Genomic DNA, 21,263 nt, shown 5'->3' on the forward strand with positions numbered 1-21,263 from the left:
GCGCCCCGGGGCATCCACCCCCGACCCCGTGCCACCCTTGACCCATGCCCGAAGGAGACACGGTCTGGCAGACCGCGAGACGGCTGCACAGCGCCCTCGCCGGCAAGGTGCTGACCCGCAGCGACCTCCGGGTGCCCCGCTTGGCCACAGCCGACCTCACGGGCCGTGCGGTCCTCGACGTCACCCCGCGTGGCAAGCACCTCCTGACCCGCGTCGAGGGCGGCCTGACTCTCCACTCCCACCTGCGGATGGACGGCTCCTGGAAGGTCTACGACAATGGCCGGCGCTGGACCGGCGGCCCCGGCCACCAGATCCGCGCGATCCTCGGCACCACCGACCGCACGGCCGTCGGCTACCGCCTCCCCGTCCTGGAACTCCTGCGCACCACCGACGAGCACCGCGCGGTCGGCCACCTCGGGCCCGACCTCCTGGGCCCCGACTGGGACCCCGACCGGGCCCTCGCCAACCTCCTCCAGGACCCGGCCCGCCCCCTCGGCGAGGCCCTGCTCGACCAGCGCAACCTCGCCGGCATCGGCAATGTCTACAAGAGCGAGCTCTGCTTCCTCCTGGGCGTCACCCCCTGGCTCCCCGTGGGCGACCTGCCCGCCGAGCGCGCCGCGAAGCTGCCCGCCCTCGCCAAGAAGCTGCTGGAGACCAACCGCGACCGCCCGATCCGCAGCACGACCGGCCGCCGCGGCCAGGACCTCTTCGTGTACGGCCGGGCACCCCGCCCCTGCCTGCGGTGCCGCACCTCCGTCCGGGTGGCCGACCAGGGCGACGGCTCCCGCGAACGCCCCACCTACTGGTGCCCCACCTGCCAGCCAGGCCCCGCCCCGGCGCCGACCGGACGCAGCCGGACCCGACCCAGCAATTGACGGGCCGTCAGAAACGCTCGTACCGTCCCTGTATGCCCGTCACGGCGTACGACCTCACCGGCCGGACCGCGTTCGTCACCGGCGCCGCGAGCGGCATCGGCCGGGCCTCGGCGCTCCTGCTCGCCGAGGCGGGCGCGACCGTGCACTGCGCGGACCGCGACGCCGAGGGCCTGCACGAGACGGCGACCCTGATCAAGGCCGCCGGCGGCACCGTCCACACGCACGTCCTCGATGTCACCGACCGTTCCCGGCTGCGGCAGGCCATCACCTCCTGCGAACGCCTGGAGGTCCTGGCCGCGATTGCCGGCATCATGCACAGCAGCCCCGTACTGGAGACCCGGGACGAGGACCTCGACCGGGTGCTGAACGTGAACTTCAAGGGAGTGCTGTACGCCTGCCAGGAGGCGGCCCGCCTGATGATCGCCCGCGGCACCCGGGGCAGCATCGTCACCATGGCCTCGGGCGCCGTCGACACCGGCGGGCCCGGGCTCCTCTGCTACGGAGCGGCCAAGGCGGCGGTCGTCCAGCTGACGAAGACCCTCGCGACCGAGGTCGGCCGGCACGGCATCCGCGTCAACGCGGTCGCCCCGGGCTGGATCCGTACGCCGATGACCGACCGCCACGACAGCGAGACCCAGACGCGCACGGAGTCCCTCATGGCCCGCATGTCACCCCTGGGCCGGGTCGGCGAGCCCGAGGACATCGCCCACGCGGTCCTGCACCTGGCATCCGACGCCTCGGCCTTCACCACGGGCCAGATCCTCCGCCCGAACGGTGGCGTGGCCATGCCGTGGTAGCCCGCCCCCTCGGCCGATCAGACAGCCACTGCCCCACCACTCAACCACGGCCGGCCACACACCCGCGCGGCGCGACCTCCGACAGCCACCCACCCCCGCGGCCCCACTACCGGCAGCCGCACTCCCGCCGCGCGATCACCACCAGCCACCCACGACCACTTCCACTCACCCCCGCCGCACCACCACTCCCCGCCCCCGCGCCACCACTCCCCGACCCCCCACTCCCCAGACCCTCCGCCACCGCCCCGAACCAACCGCCCCCCGCGCCCGCCCCTTCGCCACGCAGTGCACCGGCAGCACACTCAGACCCCACCCACCGGCCGCGACCGCCGCCTCCAGCACCCCCGCGCCGGGCACCACCGCCAACCGGAGCACAGCCCACCACCACAGCACCCCCAGCCCGAGCAGACCCCCGCGCATCCCCCAGCGCCGGACCCCCCAGCGCTCTATCCCCGCCATGGCCGCCACCTCCGGCCCGACGCTATTCGGCCGCCCGGCCCCGCGGGCAGGGCGCACCACGGGCACACAGGCGCACCGCGCACCCCTCCCCGCCGAGCGGCGGCGCCCCCGCCCGGCCCCGCGCCCGCACCCGCTGCCGCGCCGGCTCCGGTCACCCGTTCTCGGCCTGGAACATCCAGTGATGCTTCTCCAGGTCCGCGGTGATCCCGATGAAGATGTCCTGGCTCACCGGATCCGGGTCCCCGGTCGCCTCCACCCGCTCCCGCATCCGCGCGATCACCGCGCCCAGCGCCTCGACGAGCGTGCCGACGGCGGTCGTGTCGTCGACCCACCCCTCGGGCGTCACTCCGATCCCACTGCCGACGGCCACCGTCGCGGCCCGCCCGTCCGGCGGGATCCCGAGCGCGGCGGCGCGCTCCGCCACGGTGTCGGAGTGCTTCCGCGCGGTGTCGACGACCTCGTCCAGCTGGAGGTGCACGGAACGGAAGCGCGGCCCCACCACGTTCCAGTGGATCTGCTTCGCCACGAGGGCGAGGTCCACCAGGTCGACGAGGGCACCTTGCAGCGCCTCGGACACGGTCTTCAGGCTCGCGTCCGACAACGGGCTCTTCACGACGTACATCCGCACCTCCGTGGACTGCCCCCCGCCATCCCCTCAACGATGACGGCCGCACGCCCCACGGGCAAACGCACACAAACCAGACAAAGCGGCGTCAGGCCGTCCGCAGGGAAGCTCCGGAGGCCATCTCCGCAGACAGGCTCCGCAGGCAAGCGAAAACCCCGACCGACACCCCTCCGGATCACCCGGAGAACCCCGGCCGGGGCCTCACCACGTCTCGGCGCCCGATCAGCGCCGTTCGTTCATGCCACGCACGCGCGAACGCTCACGCGGCGACGACGTCCACCGCCTCGGCGGGCGCCTTGATGGTCACCCGTTCCGGTGGCACACCGGTCACCGAAACGGAGCCCAGCATCGGCCGAACCGGCGTGGGCACAGGCTCGCTGGGGGTGGCCGCAGCAGACTGGGCCAGCTCGGCGAGGGCGAGTTCGTCGCTCACTTCCCGCATGAGCTCGGACATCCGTACGTCCAGCGCGTCGCAGATGGCGGAGAGCAGCTCGGAGGAAGCCTCCTTCTGCCCCCGCTCCACCTCGGAGAGATAGCCGAGTGAGACTCGGGCGGACGAGGAGACTTCGCGCAGAGTACGGCCCTGGCGCTGGCGCTGCCGACGCAGCACGTCACCCAGCAGGCGACGGAGCAGAATCATCGGTGGCTCCCTCCTCGGACCGCGTAGCCGCATCCATTACGCCCCACCGTACCGCCTTGCGCCGCGGCCGTGCGGGGAGCGATGTCGTGTTCACTCAGGGCTGCAAACATCAAAACCCCCCGTTCCGTTCCGTATCCTGTGCCCGCTCATTCCCAGTCTGTTCGCTCGCAAGCTCCTCCAGGAGCAGTGCGAGTACGCTCCGTACACTCTCTCTACGAATTTCCGCGCGGTCGCCGTTCAACCGCAGACCCTCCACTTTTCCGCCGCCGGCGGAACCGGAATCGGCCCCGGCGGGTCCGTCCACGGCCACGAAGACCGTGCCGACGGCCTGTCCGTCCTGCGGATCAGGACCCGCCACACCAGTGGTCGCGATGCCCCAGTCGGCGCCGAGCGCCTTGCGTACGCCGACCGCCATCTGGGCCGCGACCTGCGGGTCCACCGCTCCGCTCGCCGCCAGCAGAGTGGCGTCGACACCGAGCAGTTCATGCTTCAGTTCAGTGGCGTAGGCGGTCACCGAGCCCCGGAAGACCTTGGACGCCCCGGGGACGGATGTGATCTCCGCCGCAACGAGGCCACCGGTCAACGACTCCGCGACGGCGAGCGTCTCGCCCTTCACCGTGAGTAGTCGCACCACGTCGGTGGCCGTGGAACTCACGCTTCCTTCTCCTCCAACGCGGCCTTGCGCTCGGCGATTCCCCGCCTGCGCAGCACAATGGCCTGTTTCACATAGTCGAGCCCGGTCACCACGGTGAGAACGACTGCCGCGGCCATCACCCACCACCGCAGGGTGGCCAGCCACCCGGTCAGCGCCAGCACGTACATGCCCACGGCCACGCCCTGGGTGAGCGTCTTGAGCTTGCCTCCGCGGCTGGCGGGGATGACCCCGTACCGGATGACGAGGAAACGCAGCAGGGTGACCCCGAGTTCCCGCCCGAGGATGACCCCGGTCACCCACCACGGCAGATCACCGAGCGCGGACAGACAGATCAGCGCCGCCCCCATGATCGCCTTGTCGGCGATGGGGTCGGCGATCTTCCCGAAGTCCGTGACCAGGTTGTAGGTGCGCGCCAGGTGGCCGTCGAAGAGGTCGGTGATCATGGCGATGGCGAAGGCCGCCCAGGCGAGGGACCGCCACGCCGGGTCGTATCCGCCGTCGGCGAGCATCAGCGCGACGAAGGCCGGTACGAGGACCAGCCGGAGCATCGTCAGGAGGTTGGCGATGTTCCAGACACTGGCCTGGTTGACCGCAGCCGCCGCCAGCTTCCCGCCCCGCGCCGGCCGCTCCTCACCCTGCACGCCGTCGACGCTCTCCGAAGCCCCGCCTACGCCGCCCCCGTCTACGCCGGCCCTGCCCAGGCCGGCCCCATCTGCGGCAGCTCCGCCCAGGCCGGCCCCATCCACGCCAGCCCCGCCTGCTCCGGCCCCGGCCTCACCGGAAGCCGCACCGCCGTGACCCGCAGCGGACGACGCGCCGTGACCCGCTCCGGTCGCCCCGCCCTCGGCCGACCGCGCGGCCGCACGCCCCACCGCCGCCCCGGGAACCTTCCCCGAGGCCGCGGAGGCCGCAGGGGCCGCACCAGCCACGGCCCTCCTCGCGCCGGAGGGGCCTCCCGCCGCGGATGCCGGGACACCGGTCATCTGCCCGCCTCCTCACTCCACGCAGGCGACGCGAACGAGCTCTGCAGCGGCTCGGCCACCAGGTCGACACCCTCCGTACCGACCACCTTCGCCTCGACCATACGGCCGACACCCAGGCCCGCGCCGCTCGTGAGCAGCACCTGGCCGTCCGTCTCGGGCGCCTGGTGCGCCGCGCGGCCGTACACGCCGTCCTCGTCGTCGACGGACTCGACGAGCACGTGCACCGTCTGGCCGACGCGCTCCTCGGCGCGCTGCGAGACGAGTTCCTCGGCGAGCCGTGAGACGCGGGCCAGCCGCTCGGCGACGACGTCCTCGTCGAGCTTGTTGTCGTAGGTCGCCGCCTCGGTGCCCTCCTCGTCGGAATAGCCGAAGACACCGATGGCGTCCAGCCGCGCGCCGTTCAGGAAGCGCTCCAGTTCGGCGAGGTCGGCCTCGCTCTCGCCGGGGAAGCCGACGATGAAGTTGGAGCGCACGCCGGCCTCGGGCGCCTTGCCGCGGATCGTGTCGAGCAGCTCCAGGAACCGGTCGGTGTCGCCGAAGCGGCGCATCGCGCGCAGCACGCCGGGCGCGGAGTGCTGGAAGGACAGGTCGAAGTAGGGCGCGACCTTCGGGGTCGACGTCAGGACGTCGATGAGGCCGGGCCGCATCTCGGCCGGCTGGAGGTAGCTGACGCGCACCCGCTCGATGCCGTCGACCTCGGCGAGCTCGGGCAGCAGCGACTCCAGCAGGCGGATGTCGCCCAGGTCCTTGCCGTAGGAGGTGTTGTTCTCGGAGACCAGCATGATCTCCTTCACGCCCTGCTCGGCGAGCCACCGCGTCTCGTTCAGCACGTCGCTCGGGCGGCGGGAGATGAAGGAGCCGCGGAAGGACGGGATGGCGCAGAAGGTGCAGCGCCGGTCGCAGCCGGAGGCGAGCTTCACGGAGGCGACCGGGGAGCCGTCCAGCCGGCGGCGCAGGGGCGCGCGGGGGCCGGAGGCCGGAGCGAGGCCTTCCGGAAGGTCGGCGGGGGCGTGCCCGGGCAGCGCGACGCCGGTGGCCGACTCCTGCCGCTCCGCCGGGCTGATCGGCAGCAGCTTGCGGCGGTCGCGCGGGGTGTGCGCGGCGTGGATGCCGCCGTTCAGGATGGTCTGGAGGCGGTCGGAGATGTTCGCGTAGTCGTCGAAGCCGAGCACGCCGTCGGCCTCGGGGAGGGCCTCGGCGAGTTCCTTGCCGTACCGCTCGGCCATGCAGCCCACCGCCACGACGGCCTGGGTTCTGCCGTGTCCCTTGAGGTCGTTGGCTTCCAGGAGGGCGTCGACGGAGTCCTTCTTGGCGGCTTCCACGAAGCCACAGGTGTTCACGACGGCGACGTCCGCGGCCTCGGCGTCCTCGACGAGCTGCCAGCCGTCCGCCTCCAAACGGCCTGCGAGCTCCTCCGAGTCCACCTCGTTACGGGCGCAGCCAAGGGTGACAAGTGCGACGGTACGGCGTTCAGGCATGGGCTCAAGACTACTTCGTCCCGCTGACACCCCACGTCGACGGGGTTGGCCGATCATGGCCAACCCCGTACGTCCTGCACCCCTTCGGCCGAGTTACCCGGCCTCGGGGTCGCCCTTGGTGTACGTCAGGCGTTCGACGGAGCCGGGCTGGAAGTCGTCCTCGATCTTCTTGCCGTTGACGAAGAGGTCGATCGCGCCGGCGTCGCCGAGGACGAGATGGATCTTGGAGCTGTCCTGGAAGGTCTTGGAGTCGCCCTGCTTGAGGACGCCGTCGAAGAGCATCCGGTTGTTGTGGTCGCGCGCGGCGATCCAGCTGCGGCCGTCGGTGGCGGCCACCTGGACCGTCACCTTGTCCTGCGGCGCGGCCGCGATGGCGCTGTCGGAGGGCTCGGGCTTGGGGTCGGCGGGCTTCTTGGTCTTGGTGGTGGGAGAGGCGGAGGCGTCGGGCGTGGAGCCCTCGGCCACGTTGGCCTCGCCGGAGCCGTCGTCGCCGCCCTGGAACATCGTGAACCCGACGAAACCGATCACGGCGACGATCGCGGCGACCATGGCCGCGGTCCAGTTGGGCCCCCGCCGCTCCGGACGGATACGTTCCGCCTCGAAGAGGGGGGCTGCCGGGGTCGGTGCCGGACGCCCGCCGTGCTCGTCGCCGTACTGGGCGAGCAGCGGGGCCGGGTCGAGGTGGACGGCCTTGGCCAGGGTCCTGATGTGTCCGCGGGCGTACACGTCCCCACCGCAGGCGGTGAAGTCGTCCGCCTCGATGGCGTGCACGATGTTCATGCGGACCCGGGTGGCGCTACTGACGTCGTCGACGGTCAGCCCGGCGGCGATACGAGCCTGCTGCAGGGCACGGCCGATGGAGGGGCGGGCTTCCTCGCGGTCTTCTTCGACGCGCTCGTCTTCGAACGGACGCTCGTCTTCAGGGGAGTTGCCGATGGACACGGGGGCGCCTTTCGAGCGTGTAGCCGCCTGTGCTGGAGGTTCAGTCTAGGGGGGGTGCAAAAGGGTGGGGCAACCGGGCGGTGGCACTTTGTACGCCATCGGAATGGCCCGACATCCCGATGGCGGGGTCGCTGCTTTCGCTTCCCTCAACTTGACGTACGCCGAACGGAAACGGTTGCTCGATGACCCCTTACGGGTGAGTCACGATCCGGACACCCGATTGCCGTACACCGCCCCGCGAGGCGACCACCGTGTCCCGCTTCCCTACCCTTCAGACTCCCCGCGGATCAGGGCGAGCACGCCATCCAGCTCATCAGGCTTCACAAGAACGTCACGTGCCTTGGAACCCTCGCTCGGTCCGACGATGTTCCGGGACTCCATGAGGTCCATCAGCCGCCCGGCCTTAGCGAAGCCGACGCGCAGTTTGCGCTGGAGCATGGACGTCGACCCGAACTGCGTGGAGACGACCAGTTCGGCCGCCTGGCACAGCAGGTCGAGGTCGTCGCCGATGTCCTCGTCGATCTCCTTCTTCTGCTTGGTGCCCACGACGACGTCGTCCCGGAAGACGGGCGTCATCTGCTCCTTGCAGTGCCGGACGACGCCCGCGATCTCCTCCTCGGTGACGAAGGCGCCCTGCATACGGGTGGGCTTGTTGGCCCCCATCGGCAGGAACAGGCCGTCACCCTTGCCGATGAGCTTCTCGGCACCCGGCTGGTCGAGGATGACCCGCGAGTCGGCCAGCGAGGACGTGGCGAAGGCGAGCCGCGACGGCACGTTCGCCTTGATCAGGCCGGTGACGACGTCCACCGAGGGCCGCTGTGTGGCGAGCACCAGGTGGATGCCGGCCGCGCGCGCGAGCTGCGTGATGCGCACGATCGCGTCCTCGACGTCCCTGGGCGCGACCATCATCAGGTCGGCCAGCTCGTCCACGATGACCAGCAGGTAGGGGTACGGCTGGAGCTCGCGCTCGCTGCCCTCGGGCGGCTTGACCTTGCCCTCGCGCACGGCCTTGTTGAAGTCGTCGATGTGCCGGTAGCCGTAGGCGGCCAGGTCGTCGTAGCGCAGGTCCATCTCGCGGACGACCCACTGGAGCGCCTCGGCGGCCCGCTTGGGGTTGGTGATGATCGGCGTGATCAGGTGCGGGATGCCCTCGTAGGCGGTCAGCTCGACCCGCTTGGGGTCGACCAGGATCATGCGGACGTCCTCGGGGGTCGCCCGCATCATGACCGAGGTGATCAGGCAGTTGATGCAGGACGACTTGCCGGAGCCGGTGGCGCCGGCGACCAGCATGTGCGGCATCTTCGCCAGCGAGTGCATGACGTAGCCGCCCTCGACGTCCTTGCCGAAGGCGACCAGCATCGGGTCGTCGTCCTCCGCGGACTCCGCGAGCCGCAGGACGTCGCCGAGGTTGACCATCTCCCGGTCGGTGTTCGGGATCTCGATGCCGACCGCGGACTTGCCGGGGATCGGGCTGATGATCCGCACGTCCGGGCTGGCGACCGCGTAGGCGATGTTCTTGGCCAGCGCGGTGATCCGCTCGACCTTCACGGCGGGGCCGAGCTCGATCTCGTAGCGCGTGACCGTAGGCCCGCGGGTGAAGCCGGTGACGGTGGCGTCCACCTTGAACTCGGTGAAGACGTTGGTCAGCGCGGCGACTATGGCGTCGTTGGCGGCGCTGCGCGCCTTGCCCGGGCCGCCGCGCTCCAGCAGGTCGAGCGACGGCAGGGAGTACGTGATGTCGCCGGAGAGCTGGAGCTGCTCCGCGCGCGGGGGCAGGTCGCGGGGCTCGGCGGGCGGGGCCTTGGTGAGGTCGCGGACGCCGGCCTTCGGCTTCTGCGGCTCGGGCTTGTCCTGCTGGGGCTTCTCCTGCTGGGGCCGGGCGGCCGGGACGGGCGTCGGCGTGGTCGGCTCCTGATCGCCCACCCGCACGCCCTGGGTGAGGTCGGCGACGATCGGCGAGGGCGGCATGCCGTGCAGCACGGCGCCGTCGAGCGCGGCGGCGGCCGCCGCGGCGACGTCCACGGCGTCCTTGGGCCGGTCCATGTCGGGCTGCGGCACGGCCGAGCGCCGGGGACGGCCGCGGCGCCGCTGGAGGGCCTCCTGCTCGGCGCTGTCGGGGTCGTACGCCGCGGGCGCCGGCGCGCGCCTGCCGCGCGGGCGCGCGGGCAACGCCTCACGCCACTGCTCCTCGTACCGCTCGTCGTCCTCGGCGAGGCCGTACTCGTACTCGTACTCGGCCGGGTCGCGGACGATCCCGAGCCGCACACCGAGCAGCCGCAGCCGCTGCGGGATGGCGTTGACCGGGGTGGCCGTGACGACCAGCAACCCGAAGATCGTCAGCAGCACGAGCAGCGGCACGGCGAGCACGTCGCCCATGGCGTAGGACAGCGGGGTGGCCATGGCCCAGCCGATGAGCCCGCCGGCGTCCCTTATGGCCTGCATGCCGTCCCCGCGCGCGGGCGAGCCGCACGCGATGTGCACCTGGCCGAGCACGCCGATGACGAGTGCGGACAGGCCGATGACGATCCGTCCGTTGGCCTCGGGCTGCTCCGGGTGGCGGATGAAGCGGACGGCGATGACGGCGACCAGTATCGGCACGAGCAGGTCGAGCCGGCCGAAGGCACCGGTCACCAGGATCTCGACCAGATCGCCCACGGGACCCTTCAGGTCGGCCCAGGTGCCGGCGGCGACGATCAGCGCGATGGCGAGCAGCAGCAGAGCGACGCCGTCCTTGCGATGGGCCGGGTCGAGGTTCTTGGCGCCCTGCCCTATGCCGCGGAACACGGCACCGACCGCGTGCGCGACGCCGAGCCACACGGCGCGCACGAGCCGGTAGATGCCTCCGGTCGGGCTGGGTGCCGGTTTGGGCGCGGGTTTCTTCGCCGCGGCCTTCTTGGCGGGCGCCTTCTTCGCGGGGGCCTTCTTGGCAGCGGCCTTCTTCGCCGGAGCCTTCGCTGAAGCGGCCGCCTTCTTCGCGGGCGACTTCTTGGCTGCGGAGGGACGTGAGGCCATGGGTGTGAGGTTACCGGTGGAGACGACAGGGGACACGTGTGCCTACGGCTTCACCCGTTCGTGTCGCTCCGGGAGAGGCCCGAAACTGACGCGCGCTCACAGGGCGGGCAACCCCGCATGCCCGCGCGTCAGTTCTGCGAGGTCACCGAAGACGTGCTTCCGGTGCCCGGCTCCAGCGCGTCCAGCGCCCGCCGCAACCCCGTGAGCTTGCGCTCCAGATGAGCCGCCGTGGCCACCGCGGCGGCGTCCGTCGACTCGTCGTTGAGCTGCTTGGTCAGCGCCTCGGCCTGCTCCTCGACGGCCGCGAGCCGCGCGGAGAGCTCGGCGAGCAGCCCGGCCGACTCCTTGGCCTCGCCGTCCGCCTCCTTGCCGCCGCCCTCCAACTGGAGCCGCAGCAGCGACGCCTGCTCACGGAGCTGGCAGTTCTTCATGTACAGCTCGACGAAGACGGAGACCTTCGCGCGCAGCACCCACGGGTCGAACGGCTTGGAGATGTAGTCGACCGCGCCCGCCGCGTAGCCCCGGAAGGTGTGGTGCGGGCCGTGGTTGATCGCCGTGAGGAAGATGATCGGGATGTCCCGGGTCCGCTCGCGCCGCTTGATGTGCGCGGCCGTCTCGAAGCCGTCCATCCCCGGCATCTGGACGTCCAGCAGGATCACCGCGAAGTCGTCCGTGAGCAGCGCTTTGAGCGCTTCCTCCCCGGACGATGCCCGCACCAGCGTCTGATCGAGCGCAGAGAGGATCGCCTCCAGCGCCAGCAGATTCTCCGGCCGGTCATCGACCAGGAGGATCTTGGCCTTCTGCACCATGGCCCGCCCTCCTCGCCCCGGCGTGGGGCCTCCCCTGTCCGCAGGACCTGGGGTCGCACCGGTGGGTGCCGCCCCAGGGGACGACTCCCTTGCGCCGCCCGTCCTTGTGCCGGTCATCGTAGCCGCACCCCGCCCGTCGCCACACCCTGTCACCGCGATGTCACTGTGCACGTAGCAGAAACGCAGCAGGAGACCAGAAGGTTCCCCAGATCTCGTACTTCTACACGACTATGCGCACACCGAGTCGACAACTCCGTGTGAACACCGAACCTTCCCGCCACGGTTGCGTAAGAGCCCAACGTTCCCCTCATTCCCCTCGCATCCACTGAGCCATCACCGTCAGGAGGTGATCGGGGTCGACCGGCTTGGTGACGTAGTCGGAGGCGCCCGACTCGATCGCCTTCTCCCGGTCGCCCTTCATCGCCTTCGCCGTGAGCGCGATGATCGGCAGCCCGGCGAACTGCGGCATCCTGCGGATCGCCGTGGTTGTCGCGTACCCGTCCATCTCGGGCATCATGATGTCCATCAGGACGACCGCCACGTCCTCGTGCTGCTCCAGGACCTCGATGCCCTCACGGCCGTTCTCGGCGTACAGCACGGACAGGCCGTGCTGCTCCAGGACGCTGGTCAGCGCGAAGACGTTGCGGATGTCGTCGTCGACGATCAGGACCTTCTCGCCGCCGAACCGGATACCGCGCTGCGGCTTCGGCGCCGCCTCCTGCTCCGCGGGCGCCCACTGCTCCGGCTGCGCCGGGCGCGCCTCCAGCTCGGGCATCCGGCGCCGCCGCCGGAACAGGGCGGCCGGCCCGCTCTGCGTCTCGCGGTACGACTTCACCTCGGCCGGCGTCTCGACCTCGACTTCCGACAGCTCGGACAGGTCGGACGTCGACGCCACCAGGTCACCGGCCTCCAGGGCGGGCAGCTGCTGCTGGTAGCCCTGCGGCGGCAGCTCGCTGGGGTGCAGCGGCAGGTACAGCGTGAACGTCGAGCCGCGGCCCGGCTCGCTCTGGGCGTGGATCTCACCGCCGAGCAGCTGGGCGATCTCCCGCGAGATGGACAGCCCGAGGCCCGTGCCGCCGTACTTGCGGCTGGTCGTGCCGTCGGCCTGCTTGAACGCCTCGAAGATCACCCGCATCTTGCTGGACGCGATGCCGATCCCGGTGTCGGTCACGGAGAACGCGATCAGCTCGGCCTCCGGGTCGGTCAGCGACCCGGTCTCCAGCAGCTGCTCCCTGATCTTCTGCGGCACGTCGTCCCGCGCCGGCCTGATGACCAGCTCCACCGACCCGGAGTCGGTGAACTTCACCGCGTTGGACAGCAGGTTGCGCAGCACCTGCAGCAGCCGCTGCTCGTCGGTGTGCAGGGTGGCGGGCAGCTCCGGCGACACCCGCACGGACAGGTCCAGGCCCTTCTCGGCGGTCAGCGGCCGGAAGGTGGCCTCCACGTAGTCCACGAGCTGGACGAGCGCGATCCGCGTCGGGGAGACGTCCATCTTGCCCGCCTCGACCTTCGACAGGTCGAGGATGTCGTTGATGAGCTGGAGCAGGTCGGAACCGGCCCCGTGGATCGTCTCGGCGAACTCGACCTGCTTCGGGGAGAGGTTCCCCTCGGCGTTGTCCGCGAGGAGCTTGGCCAGGATCAGCAGCGAGTTCAGCGGCGTCCGCAGCTCGTGCGACATGTTCGCCAGGAACTCGCTCTTGTAGCGCATGGAGACCGCGAGCTGCTCGGCACGCTCCTCCAAGACCTGCCGCGCCTCCTCGATCTCGGTGTTCTTCACCTCGATGTCGCGGTTCTGCTGGGCCAGCAGCTCGGCCTTCTCCTCCAGTTCGGCGTTGGACGCCTGGAGGGCCTTCTGCCGCTGCTCCAACTCTGCGGAGCGCTCGCGCAGTTGCTCGGTCAGCTCCTGCGACTGCGCGAGCAGCAGCTCCGTCTTGGTGTTGACGGAGATGGTGTTGACGCTCGTCGCGATCATCTCGGCGATCTGGTTGAGGAAGTCCTTCTGGATCTGGGTGAACGGCGTGAAGGACGCCAGTTCGATGACGCCGAGCACCTTCCCCTCGAACAGCACCGGCAGCACGATCACCTGCGCGGGCGGCGCCTCACCGAGCCCCGAGGAGATCTTCAGATAGCCGCTGGGCGCGTTCTCCACGAGGATCGTGCGCTTCTCCGTGGCGGCCGTCCCGATCAGCGCCTCACCGGGCTGGAACGACGTCGGCATGGAACCCATCGAATACCCGTACGAGCCCAGCATGCGCAGCTCGTACTGGTCCTCGTCCGCGGCGTTCATGTCCTCGCCGTCGACCAGCGGCATGGCGAGGAAGAACGCGCCGTGCTGGGCCGAGACCACCGGCGTCAGCTCGCTCATGATCAGCGAGGCCACGTCCTCCAGGTCCCGGCGGCCCTGCATCAGCGCGGAGATGCGGGCCAGGTTGCCCTTGAGCCAGTCCTGCTCCTTGTTGGCGATCGTGGTGTCGCGCAGGTTGGCGATCATCTTGTTGATGTAGTCCTGGAGCTCCTGGATCTCCCCGGACGCGTCCACGTCGATCTTCAGGTTCAGGTCGCCCCGGGTCACCGCGGTCGCCACGCGCGCGATGGCCCGCACCTGCCGGGTCAGGTTCCCGGCCATCTCGTTCACGGACTCGGTCAGGTCCCGCCAGGTGCCGTCGACGTCACGCACGCGTGCCTGGCCGCCCAGCTGTCCTTCCGTGCCCACCTCGCGGGCGACCCGGGTGACCTCCTCGGCGAAGGAGGACAGCTGGTCGACCATCGTGTTGATGGTCGTCTTCAGCTCCAGGATCTCGCCGCGCGCGTCGATGTCGATCTTCTTCGTCAGGTCACCCTTGGCGATGGCCGTGGTCACCATGGCGATGTTGCGCACCTGGCCGGTCAGGTTGGACGCCATCTGGTTCACGGACTCGGTGAGGTCCTTCCACGTACCGGCCACACCGGGTACGTGCGCCTGCCCGCCGAGGATGCCGTCCGTGCCCACCTCACGGGCCACCTTGGTGACCTGCTCGGCGAACGAACTCAGCGTCTTCACCATCGTGTTGATGGTGTCGGCGAGCTGCGCGACCTCGCCGCGCGCCTCGATGGTGACCTGTCGCGTGAGGTCACCGTTGGCGACCGCCGCCGAGACCTGGGAGATGTTCCGCACCTGAGTGGTGAGGTTCTTGGCCATCAGGTTGACGTTGTCGCTCAGGTCCTTCCAGATGCCCGTGACACCCGGAACGTGCGCCTGCCCGCCCAGGATGCCCTCGGTGCCCACCTCGCGGGCCACCCGGGTCACCTGCTCGGCGAAGGACGACAGCTGGTCGACCATCGTGTTGACGGTCGTGACGAGCTCGAGGATCTCGCCCTTGGCGTCGACAGTGATCTTCTTCGACAGATCGCCCCGGGCCACCGCCGTCGTGACCTCGGCGATGTTGCGCACCTGGATGGTCAGGTTGTTGGCCATGCCGTTCACGGACTGGGTGAGGTCCTTCCAGGTGCCGGAGACGCCCTGCACCTCGGCCTGGCCGCCCAGGATGCCCTCCGTGCCCACCTCACGGGCCACCCGCGTGACCTCCTGGGCGAACGACGACAGCTGGTCCACCATCGTGTTCAGGGTGTTCTTCAGCTCCAGGATCTCCCCGCGCGCGTCCACGGTGATCTTCTGCGACAGGTCACCCCGGGCCACCGCGGTCGCCACCTGGGCGATGTTGCGCACCTGCGCGGTGAGGTTGCCGGCCATACCGTTCACGGAGTCCGTCAGGTCACGCCACACACCGGCGACCCCGGGCACCTGCGCCTGACCGCCCAGCCGCCCGTCCGTACCCACCTCGCGGGCGACCCGGGTCACCTGGTCGGCGAAGGCCGACAGCTGGTCGACCATCGTGTTGATGGTGTTCTTCAGCTCCAGGATCTCGCCGCGCGCGTCCACGTCGATCTTCTGCGACAGGTCACCCCGGGCCACGGCAGTCGTCACCTGCGCGATGTTCCGCACCTGGGAGGTGAGATTGCCGGCCATCGAGTTGACGGAGTCGGTGAGTTCCTTCCAGGTGCCCGACACGCCGTCGACCCGGGCCTGACCGCCCAGCCGGCCCTCCGTGCCCACGTCCCGGGCCATCCGCGTCACCTGGTCGGCGAAGCTCGACAGCTGGTCCACCATCGTGTTCACGGTGTTCTTCAGCTTGAGCATCTCGCCGGAGACGTCGACCGTGACCTTCTGCGACAGGTCGCCGTTGGCCACCGCCGTCGTCACCTGGGCGATGTTGCGCACCTGACCGGTGAGGTTCCGGAACGCCGTGTTGACGGAGTCCGTCAGGTCCTTCCACGTCCCCGCCGCGCCCGGCACCTGCGCCTGGCCGCCCAGCTCACCCTCAACACCGATCTCCCGCGCCACACGCGTGACCTCGGCACCGAAGGCGGACAGCTGGTCCACCATGGTGTTGACGGTGTTCTTCAGCTCCAGCATCTCGCCGGCCACGTCGACGGTGACCTTCTGCGACAGATCACCGTTGGCCACCGCCGTCGTCACGGCGGCGATGTCCCGCACCTGGGTGGTCAGGTTCCGGAAGACCGTGTTCACCGAATCGGTGAGGTCCTTCCACGTTCCCGCCGCACCCGGCACGTTCGCCTGACCGCCCAGCCGCCCCTCGGCCCCGACCTCGTTGGCCACGCGCGTGACCTCGTCCGCGAAGATCCGCAGCGTCTCGGTCATCTGGTTGATCGTGTCGGCGAGCTGCGCGACCTCACCGCGCGCCGGGACGGTCACCTTGCGGGACAGGTCACCGTTGGCGACCGCGGTCGTCACCTCGGCGATCCCGCGCACCTGGGCCGTGAGGTTCCCGGCCATGGTGTTCACCGAATCGGTGAGTTCCTTCCACACGCCGTCGACGCCGGGCACCTGCGCCTGGCCGCCCAGCGCGCCCTCCGTGCCCACCTCACGGGCCACCCGGGTCACCTCGGAGGAGAACGCCGACAGCTGGTCCACCATCGTGTTGACGGTGTTCTTCAGCTCCAGCATCTCGCCGGCCACCTGAACGGTGACCTTCCGGGACAGATCACCCTTGGCGACCGCCGTCGTCACCAGGGCGATATCCCTCACCTGGGCTGTCAGCCGGTACGCCATCGTGTTGACGGAGTCCGTGAGGTCCCGCCACGAACCCGACATGCCACGCACGCGTGCCTGCCCGCCCAGCTTGCCCTCGGTGCCCACCTCACTGGCCACGCGAGTGACCTCGTCGGTGAACGTCGACAGCTGGTCGACCAGGTTGTTGACGGTCCGCCCGACCTTCAGGAACTCGCCCCGCAGCGGCTGGCTGTTCCCGTCCGCCGCCTGCGTCCGCAGCTCCATGCGCGGCGACAGATCACCCTCCGCCACCGCCGACAGCACCCGGCCGACCTCGGAAACCGGCCGCACCAGGTCGTCCACCAGGGCGTTCGAGTTGTCGATCGCGGTCGCCCAGGAACCCTCGCAGGCGCCCGTCTCCAGCCGCTCGGTCAGCTTGCCCTCACGACCGACCATCCGCCGCACTCGCGACAGCTCACCCGTCAGATGCAGGTTCCGGTCGGCCACCTCGTTGAAGACCGCCGCGATCTCGGCCATCACGCCGTCGCCCGACACCGTGAGCCGCTTGCGGAAGTTCCCGTCCCGCATGGACACCAGGGCCGCCATCAGCCGGTTCAGGGCTGCCGTGTCCACCTCAGTGGTGCCGTTGCGCACTTTTCCCTGGTTCCTCGGGGACTGTCCGCCTTTCGCGCGCGTCTTCGTGCCACGCGTCGCTGCGCCAGACTCCACTGTGTCCCTCCCGCAGGGGTCGACCGTCACTCTGTGCTCGCGGTACCGCTCGGCGTACCAGTTACTACTGCGTATTCTCTGCCCTGCATACCAGGCCGGTTCCAGGGGGCTGCTGCCCGCCGCACGCCTCCGGCACTCAGCCGGCCCGGACCTTCACAAGAAGCTTGCCCAGTGTTTCACCCCGGCCGAACCAGGCCATAACAGTTCGGCAGCTTCGCACATCGTCCGCACACCCTCCGGACGGAAACACTGCAGACCGGCATCCGCATGGACCGCGAAGGTAAGTAACCTTGCATCCGGCTGTCCAGCCGCGCCGGTCCGTCCGGCCTGGGCGGTGGCACGAAGACGAGCGGGCATCGGAGGGGCGGCCGCACACATGACCACCGGACTGATCCCGGGGGGACAGCCCCCGGACCCCCGGCCGACGGGCGGCCTGCCGCATCAGCGGCGCGAGCCGGTCGGCCCCGCAGCCCAGCACGTCGAGAACCGGTCGAGGAGTTCTGTGATCACCGCGCGCGCGGCCGCCAGTTTCGAGCCCGTCGGACGATCGGTCGCGAGCGCCCGCTCCTTCGTCCGCGACACCCTCCAGGGCTGGGGATTCGCGGACATCGTCGACGACGCCGTCGTTCTCACGAGCGAACTGGTGACCAACGCCGTGGTCCACGCCGGCACCTCCGCCGACGTGCTGTGCCTGCGCAGCGACGAGGGCGTGCGCATCGAGGTGGCCGACCGCTACCCCGAGCGGGAGATCCCGCTCCAGGGCGCGGCGATCAACATGGGCAGCCCCGACCGCGAGGGCGGCCGCGGCCTCCAGCTCTGCGCGGCCCTCGCCGGCCGCTGGGGCGTCGAGTACACGCCCACCCACAAGACGGTCTGGTTCCAACTCGACCTCCCCGCGCGCGTGGTGGGCACCCGCGCGGCCGGCCCGGCCCTCCCCGCCGACCTCCTCCCGCTCGCCGACGGCCGGGTCCGCGTGGCCGTCATCCAGATCGACCGCACGGGCCACATCACGGCCTGGAACGAGGACGCGGAGGAACTCTTCGGCTACCCGGCCGAGCAGGTCACCGGCAAGCCCCTGACCGACCTCGCGGCCTGGCCGCACACCCCCGGCACCAGCACCGGCATCGCGGAGGCGCTCCGCCTCTCCCGCTGGGAGGGCAGCTACGGCATCCGCGCCGCCACCGGCCGCGTGACCCCGGTCTACGCCTCCCACCTGCGCGTCCGCGACACCGGCGGCGAACCGTCAACCGTGTGCCTCCTGGTACGCGACCACGAACGGGCCGTTCTGCAGACGCCCCTGCGCGTCCCCGCCTCGGACACCTCGACCGGCTCCGAGGGCCAGAGCACCGACCCCTTCGAGGTGTTCATCGGCTCCCCGGCCCCGGACGACCTCGACGGCCTCCTCCAGCGCACGGTCGAACGCGCCCGCGACATGCTCGACGGCGACTCGGCGTTCCTCCTGCTCGCCACGGACGACGAGACGGAACTGGAGGTCCGCGCCTCCACTGGCCTGCCCTCGGCCCGCCAGCGCTTCGCCCGCGTCCCCGTCGAGGCGGGCCCGGGCCGCTACGGCTCGGCCCGCATGCCCGCCGTCCACGACGACCTCACGGCCGTCCAGGGCGCGGTGCCGCTGCTGAACGGCACGGGCATGCGCTCGGTCGTCACGGTCCCGCTGAAGGTCGAGGGCCGCCTCACCGGCTCCCTCGGCGTCGCCGCCGAGGCCCCGGGCAGATACTCCAACGAGGAGGCGCTGCGCCTCCAGTTCGCCGCCGACCGCATCGCCCTCGCCGTCGAGTCGGCCCGCCTGGGCGAACTGGAGCGCCTGCGCCGCGGCTCCCTGAGCTTCCTGGTCGAGGCGTCGGACCTGCTGGCCGGCACCCTGGACCGCGACCAGACCCTGGCCCTGATGGCCCAGATGACGGTCCCGACCCTCGCCACCTGGTGCGCCGTCTACACGATCGCCGACCAGGCCTCCGAGCCGTACCTCTCGTACGTGCTGCACGAGGACGAGGAGCTCATCGACGGCATCAAGTCCCTGCTGTCGAAGGTCCCGCCGCCGGACCCGGTGCCGACGCCCGGAGCCCGCGTCTGGACGGCCCCCGGCGAGGTCGCCCACCAGGCGGCCCTGCGCAGCTCCATGCGCAGCCTGGGCCTCAGCGGCGGCCCGACCCGCCAGGTCACGCCTGGCATCGGCCCGACGCTCGCCACGGCCGGCGCCGTCGGCGGCGAGACGGTCGTCCTCCCCCTGGTCGCCCGAAACCGCGTCATCGGCATGCTGACGCTGGGCAAGCCGACCGACGAGCACTTCCGCCAGGAGATTCTGGAACTGGCCGAGGACCTGTCCCGCAGGGCCGCCCTGGCCTTGGACAACGCCCGTCTCTATTCGGAGCGCACGGCGATCAGCCAGTCCCTCCAGCGCAGCCTCCTGCCCCCGGAACTCCCCGACATCGAGGGCGTCGAGGTCGAGGTCATCTACCGCGCGGCCGGCGAGGGCAACGAGGTCGGCGGCGACTTCTACGACGTCTTCCCCATCCGCGACGGCGCTTACGGCTTCGCCATCGGCGACGTGTGCGGCACGGGCCCGAACGCGGCAGCGGTGACGGGCCTGGCCCGCCATGCCCTGCGCCTCCTGGCCCGCGAGGGCCTCAGCGGCCCGACGGTCCTGGAGCGCCTCAACTCCGCGATCCTCGACGAAGGCGCCCGCAGCCGCTTCCTCACGCTCCTCTACGGCGAGATGCGTCCCCAGGAGGACGGCAGCGCCGAGTTGAAGGTCGTCTGCGCCGGCCACCCGCTCCCCCTGCGCCTGCGCCAGGACGGCACGGTGGAACCGGCCGCCGAACCCCAGCCGCTCCTCGGCGTCATCGAGGACCTGGAGCTGTACGAGCAGACGGTCACCCTCGACCCGGGCGATGTCCTGCTGTGCGTCACGGACGGCGTCACCGAACGCCGTGAGGGCGCCCGCATGCTGGGCGACGACGGCCTCGCAGATGTCCTGACGACCTGCACGGGCCTTACGGCCGGCGCGGTCGCGGCGCGCATCATGCGCGCGGTGGAGCGTTTCGCCTCGGACGCCCCGTCGGACGACATGGCGATCCTGGCAATGCGCGTCCCGGGTCTCCACAAGGACTAGGGAATGAAGGACTAGGGCATGGAAAAGGCCCCACCCGCGAGGGGTGGGGCCTTTTTGCCGGAGCCCCCAAACGGAATCGAACCGTTGACCTTCTCCTTACCATGGAGACGCTCTGCCGACTGAGCTATAGGGGCCTGTCGCTTGCGGGGTTTCCCCCGTGGCAACGGAATAGATCATACCCCGAACAGACCCGTGCTCCCAACCACGTCAGAAGGCGGGCTGGAGAAGCCCTCCGAGGGCATTACAGGCGGACACGATGCGCTGCATGTCCCGCATGGTCAGACTGGCGTCCACCGGCAGTGCGAGCGTCTCGTCGGCAGCTCGTTCCGTTTCCGGAAGGGACACACAGCGACGGAATTCGGGCAGGCGGTGCACCGGCGTCTTCACCGGCACCCGCGCCTCGACTCCCCTGGCCCGCACGGCCCGTGCGAAGGCATCCCGGTCGGGTCGCCCGTTGCCCGGGACCCGCACGACGTACTGCTGGTATGTGTGCCCGTCACCGTCGTCGGGCGTCCGCACACCCCGCAGCTTCGCATCGAGGTAGGCGGCCCGTTCCCGACGCTGGGCTATCTCGTCGTACGGCGCCTCGGACTCGCCCTGTTCCAGCACGAGCAGTCCGTGCCGCTGTCCCACCTCGTGCAGCCGCGCGATGTCAGCGAGCCGCCCGAAGCGGTGTACGACAACCACGGCGGCGGTCCGCGGAGTTACGGCCGCTTCCACAGCGGAGGGGTCGAGGCAGTAGGTGACGGGGTCTATGTCGGCGAACACCGGCAGCGCCCCGGCCGTGGCCACGGCCTCGGCGACTTCGACGTTCCCGAAGGCCGGCACGACGACCTCGTCACCGAGTCCGACACCGGCGGCCCTGAGCATTGCAGCAGTACCCATGCTGTGGATGCTGGTTGCGCAACGTGAACTTCAAGTAACGCACAACAAAAAAGGGTTGGACCCGGAACCGAAGTTCCAGGTCCAACCCTGTCAATAATTGTTCGGCGGCGTCCTACTCTCCCACAGGGTCCCCCCTGCAGTACCATCGGCGCTGTAAGGCTTAGCTTCCGGGTTCGGAATGTAACCGGGCGTTT

At 70.5% G+C, this 21,263-nt stretch carries 14 protein-coding genes, 1 tRNA gene and 1 rRNA gene; 3 read left to right on the top strand and 13 right to left on the bottom strand.

Annotated elements, in window-relative coordinates:
• The first annotated feature begins 44 nt into the window (after positions 1–44).
• Entirely contained in the window at positions 45–875 is an 831-nt protein-coding gene (locus tag ABZ386_RS15525; RefSeq protein ID WP_351348532.1) for a DNA-formamidopyrimidine glycosylase family protein, read from the top strand.
• A 32-nt stretch (positions 876–907) separates the two neighbouring features.
• Positions 908–1,672: an SDR family NAD(P)-dependent oxidoreductase gene (locus ABZ386_RS15530; protein WP_358964895.1), complete on the top strand. Its 765-nt coding sequence runs from the start codon at positions 908–910 to the stop codon at positions 1,670–1,672.
• 165 nt (positions 1,673–1,837) lie between these two features.
• On the opposite strand, the gene ABZ386_RS15535 is transcribed toward ABZ386_RS15530, so the two are convergent.
• The 10 genes from ABZ386_RS15535 to ABZ386_RS15580 form a co-directional block, all read right to left on the bottom strand.
• Positions 1,838–2,092 carry a hypothetical protein gene (locus tag ABZ386_RS15535; protein WP_351348635.1) on the bottom strand — a complete coding sequence of 85 codons (255 nt, stop codon included), beginning with the start codon at positions 2,090–2,092 and terminating at the stop codon, positions 1,838–1,840.
• Between the two features lie 190 nt (positions 2,093–2,282).
• A complete protein-coding gene (locus ABZ386_RS15540) occupies positions 2,283–2,753 on the bottom strand; it encodes a DNA starvation/stationary phase protection protein (protein WP_356670876.1) in 471 nt (156 codons plus the stop codon).
• A gap of 262 nt (positions 2,754–3,015) precedes the next feature.
• Positions 3,016–3,396, bottom strand: coding sequence for a helix-turn-helix transcriptional regulator (locus ABZ386_RS15545; protein ID WP_003993396.1), 381 nt, complete (start codon positions 3,394–3,396; stop codon positions 3,016–3,018).
• Positions 3,397–3,505: 109 nt separating this feature from the next.
• Positions 3,506–4,051: a CinA family protein gene (locus tag ABZ386_RS15550; RefSeq protein ID WP_356670872.1), complete on the bottom strand. Its 546-nt coding sequence runs from the start codon at positions 4,049–4,051 to the stop codon at positions 3,506–3,508.
• Positions 4,048–5,034: a CDP-diacylglycerol--glycerol-3-phosphate 3-phosphatidyltransferase gene (pgsA, locus tag ABZ386_RS15555; RefSeq protein ID WP_351348524.1), complete on the bottom strand. Its 987-nt coding sequence runs from the start codon at positions 5,032–5,034 to the stop codon at positions 4,048–4,050. The genes ABZ386_RS15550 and pgsA overlap by 4 nt, the downstream gene beginning before the upstream one ends.
• The gene (rimO, locus tag ABZ386_RS15560; protein ID WP_351348521.1) at positions 5,031–6,512 is read right to left on the bottom strand and encodes a 30S ribosomal protein S12 methylthiotransferase RimO; all 1,482 of its coding nucleotides are present in this window, start codon (positions 6,510–6,512) and stop codon (positions 5,031–5,033) included. Before rimO ends, pgsA begins: the two co-directional genes overlap by 4 nt.
• A 93-nt stretch (positions 6,513–6,605) precedes the next feature.
• Complete coding sequence (locus ABZ386_RS15565; protein ID WP_351348518.1) at positions 6,606–7,454, bottom strand: RodZ domain-containing protein; 849 nt, start codon at positions 7,452–7,454, stop codon at positions 6,606–6,608.
• A gap of 264 nt (positions 7,455–7,718) precedes the next feature.
• On the bottom strand, positions 7,719–10,466 hold the full coding sequence (locus ABZ386_RS15570) for a DNA translocase FtsK (RefSeq protein WP_358964896.1): 2,748 nt from the start codon (positions 10,464–10,466) through the stop codon (positions 7,719–7,721).
• Positions 10,467–10,594: 128 nt separating this feature from the next.
• On the bottom strand, positions 10,595–11,275 hold the full coding sequence (locus tag ABZ386_RS15575) for a response regulator (RefSeq protein WP_351348512.1): 681 nt from the start codon (positions 11,273–11,275) through the stop codon (positions 10,595–10,597).
• Between the two features lie 307 nt (positions 11,276–11,582).
• The gene (locus tag ABZ386_RS15580) at positions 11,583–17,054 is read right to left on the bottom strand and encodes a HAMP domain-containing protein (protein ID WP_351348509.1); all 5,472 of its coding nucleotides are present in this window, start codon (positions 17,052–17,054) and stop codon (positions 11,583–11,585) included.
• 376 nt (positions 17,055–17,430) lie between these two features.
• On the opposite strand from ABZ386_RS15580, the gene ABZ386_RS15585 reads away from it, so the two are divergent.
• On the top strand, positions 17,431–20,184 hold the full coding sequence (locus ABZ386_RS15585) for a SpoIIE family protein phosphatase (RefSeq protein ID WP_351348506.1): 2,754 nt from the start codon (positions 17,431–17,433) through the stop codon (positions 20,182–20,184).
• A 61-nt stretch (positions 20,185–20,245) separates the two neighbouring features.
• Here the strand turns inward: ABZ386_RS15585 and ABZ386_RS15590 are convergent.
• The 3 genes from ABZ386_RS15590 to rrf all read right to left on the bottom strand — a co-directional run.
• Positions 20,246–20,318: transfer RNA gene (locus tag ABZ386_RS15590), tRNA-Thr, on the bottom strand.
• A 73-nt stretch (positions 20,319–20,391) separates the two neighbouring features.
• Complete coding sequence (locus ABZ386_RS15595; RefSeq protein ID WP_358964909.1) at positions 20,392–21,054, bottom strand: DegT/DnrJ/EryC1/StrS family aminotransferase; 663 nt, start codon at positions 21,052–21,054, stop codon at positions 20,392–20,394.
• A gap of 114 nt (positions 21,055–21,168) precedes the next feature.
• Positions 21,169–21,263: ribosomal RNA gene (rrf, locus tag ABZ386_RS15600) — 5S ribosomal RNA — on the bottom strand; the annotation flags it as partial.

Origin of the sequence: Streptomyces sp. NPDC006140 (assembly GCF_040628815.1) — a bacterium.
Lineage (GTDB): Bacteria > Actinomycetota > Actinomycetes > Streptomycetales > Streptomycetaceae > Streptomyces.

Bases quoted from the DNA above. Each gene is read 5' to 3' on its own strand.
- ABZ386_RS15525 (WP_351348532.1), top strand. From the start codon at position 45: ATGCCCGAAGGAGACACGGTCTGGCAGACCGCGAGACGGCTGCACAGC.
- ABZ386_RS15530 (WP_358964895.1), top strand. From the start codon at position 908: ATGCCCGTCACGGCGTACGACCTCACCGGCCGGACCGCGTTCGTCACC.
- ABZ386_RS15535 (WP_351348635.1), bottom strand. From the start codon at position 2,092: ATGCGCGGGGGTCTGCTCGGGCTGGGGGTGCTGTGGTGGTGGGCTGTG.
- ABZ386_RS15540 (WP_356670876.1), bottom strand. From the start codon at position 2,753: ATGTACGTCGTGAAGAGCCCGTTGTCGGACGCGAGCCTGAAGACCGTG.
- ABZ386_RS15545 (WP_003993396.1), bottom strand. From the start codon at position 3,396: ATGATTCTGCTCCGTCGCCTGCTGGGTGACGTGCTGCGTCGGCAGCGC.
- pgsA (WP_351348524.1), bottom strand. From the start codon at position 5,034: ATGACCGGTGTCCCGGCATCCGCGGCGGGAGGCCCCTCCGGCGCGAGG.
- rimO (WP_351348521.1), bottom strand. From the start codon at position 6,512: ATGCCTGAACGCCGTACCGTCGCACTTGTCACCCTTGGCTGCGCCCGT.
- ABZ386_RS15570 (WP_358964896.1), bottom strand. From the start codon at position 10,466: ATGGCCTCACGTCCCTCCGCAGCCAAGAAGTCGCCCGCGAAGAAGGCG.
- ABZ386_RS15575 (WP_351348512.1), bottom strand. From the start codon at position 11,275: ATGGTGCAGAAGGCCAAGATCCTCCTGGTCGATGACCGGCCGGAGAAT.
- ABZ386_RS15585 (WP_351348506.1), top strand. From the start codon at position 17,431: ATGACCACCGGACTGATCCCGGGGGGACAGCCCCCGGACCCCCGGCCG.
- ABZ386_RS15595 (WP_358964909.1), bottom strand. From the start codon at position 21,054: ATGCTCAGGGCCGCCGGTGTCGGACTCGGTGACGAGGTCGTCGTGCCG.